Below are 2090 nucleotides of genomic sequence, written 5' to 3' on the forward strand. Positions count from 1 at the left end.
GAACTCTTCAAGCCATTTTTAAAAGAAAATCAGCTGAATCAAATATCAAAAGCGGCATAATAATCGGTACCAAGTCAATGACACCAAGGGTCAAAGGCTATTTTTTAACTGCAAAACTTGAGTTAATTATGATGTAAATCAGGTAGGGGGGATGATGCAGAGAAAACCGCCGACAATTCAGTCAGCGGCTGATTCAGATCTGTTGAATTTATGCTTAGTTTCTTACATCTTCCATCTTATCAAGAACAGCTAAGTCTTCTTCGGAGATAACAAAATCCACCTGCTTGTTTTCAATGATGCGCTCTTCATGCGTTGATTTTGGCAGTGGCAGTGTGTCTTTGTCCAGACAGTAGCGGATCGCCAGCTGTGCTGTTGTCACACCATATTTATCAGCCAGCTCCTTCAGTTCAGGTCTGTCCAGAAGTTGACCGGTAGCTAATGGTGAATAAGCTTCCACTACGATATCATGTTCCTTACAGAAAGAGACAAGGTCTTTCTGGTCGCGCCCGATATAGTAAGGAATCTGGTTGGCCATAGGAACGATATCGCAGTTATCCAGAAGAGCCTGGATGTCACTGATTTCAAAGTTTGACACACCAATCGCTCTGATTAGTCCATCGTTATAAAGCTTCTCCATTGCTTTCCAGGATTCGATGTTGCCCTCGGTATAATCTGTGCCTTTCTCACTCCAAGGCCATGGGGCATGAATGAGATAGAGGTCCAAGTAGTCCAGCCCCAGATTGTTCATTGTTTCTTCAAACGCATCAAGTGTTTCCTGATATCCCTTACGTTCGGCGGGGAGTTTACTCGTAACAAAGACATCTTCACGGGCAATGTCGAAATCTCTGATAGCCTTTCCGACATTTTCTTCATTATGATAAGCTAAAGCAGTATCGATGTGAGTATAGCCGTTCTTCAGTGCCATGGTGACTGCATCATATGCTTCTTCATTTGGTATTTGCCACGTACCGAATCCTATACTTGGGATGGTAACTCCATTATGAAATGTGAATGTTTCTTTTGACATGTTCTGCATTCCTCCAATTAATTTTACTAAATCCAGTTTACCTCAAACCGTATGAAAATGCTTCCTATTTGACCAGCTTATTTGTAATCCAGCAGCACCGTAAAGTCACCACCGTAAAATGCATTTCTGTCAATTTCAAATCTGTTGACAATTAAAGTTATGACAACTTCCTCGTTTTCCTCAACAAACGTCAAGTCTTCTAGGGGTCGGGACTGGCTCATTCCTTGTAAATCATAAATATCTTCCTGAAGGAAACTTAAATCAAATACCATGATTACTTCATCATTTTCTTCCAGCTCCAGGCTGAACATCTCATCATCGTGCTGAATGATCAGTTCTGCGTTCTCCTGATTCAGATCAATCCGTGTCTCTTCGTTAAACCCTTCGGACTGGTAGACAGAAAAGTAGACCATGTCGTCCATGCCCGCTACTGAAAAAGTTACAGGCTGTTCATTGTCAAGCTCCACATAGGCATATTCAGTTTCTACCGGGGACCACTCACCATTCTCTGAGTTATGATTGGCAAAATAATATGGGTCAAAGCCAAATACTGCCTGGAAATTATTATAATAGTCAAAGCGCTCAGGCAGCCAGTCCAAACGGTTTAGTTCATTGATATTATTCAAGTAATTAAAACTGTAGCTCAACTGGATTTTTTCTTCATGTGAAAATGGGTCTTCAGAGCTGATCCGCCCGTTATCATCAAAATCATCCGCTTGAATAATGTCCTCAACCTGTCTGATCTGACTCGCTGTCCCAATAGATACCGAGTCGATAAAAGGAAGGATGGACACGATTCCTAATGCGATCAATATAAGAGGAATATATCGGGAAGCTGATTTAAAGAAACCGTATATTATCACGCCACTGATTGCAAATAAACCAAATAGAAGAACGAAATATCTGCCATGCGTCAGTCCAAGCTGAAAGGATTTTATACTCAAGTTTCGCACCCTAATAAATGCTTCACAATCCTATCGGATTAACCCTCACCAAAGAAATTACGCAGCAATTTGTTCTTGGTTTGACTGATTTCCAATCAAAATTTCTTTGAATGCCGCCG

At 41.2% G+C, this 2090-nt stretch carries 2 protein-coding genes; both read right to left on the reverse strand.

Going from position 1 to position 2090, the window contains the following annotated elements; translation table 11 throughout:
- Nucleotides 1-214: 214 nt before the first annotated feature.
- A complete protein-coding gene (locus tag ACYQ2O_RS11940; protein WP_459796680.1) occupies nt 215-1027 on the reverse strand; it encodes an aldo/keto reductase in 813 nt (270 codons plus the stop codon).
- 77 nt (nt 1028-1104) lie between these two features.
- Nucleotides 1105-1971, reverse strand: coding sequence for a hypothetical protein (locus tag ACYQ2O_RS11945; RefSeq protein ID WP_459796681.1), 867 nt, complete (start codon nt 1969-1971; stop codon nt 1105-1107).
- Nucleotides 1972-2090 lie beyond the last annotated feature (119 nt).

This window comes from Alkalibacterium sp. m-11, assembly GCF_054658155.1.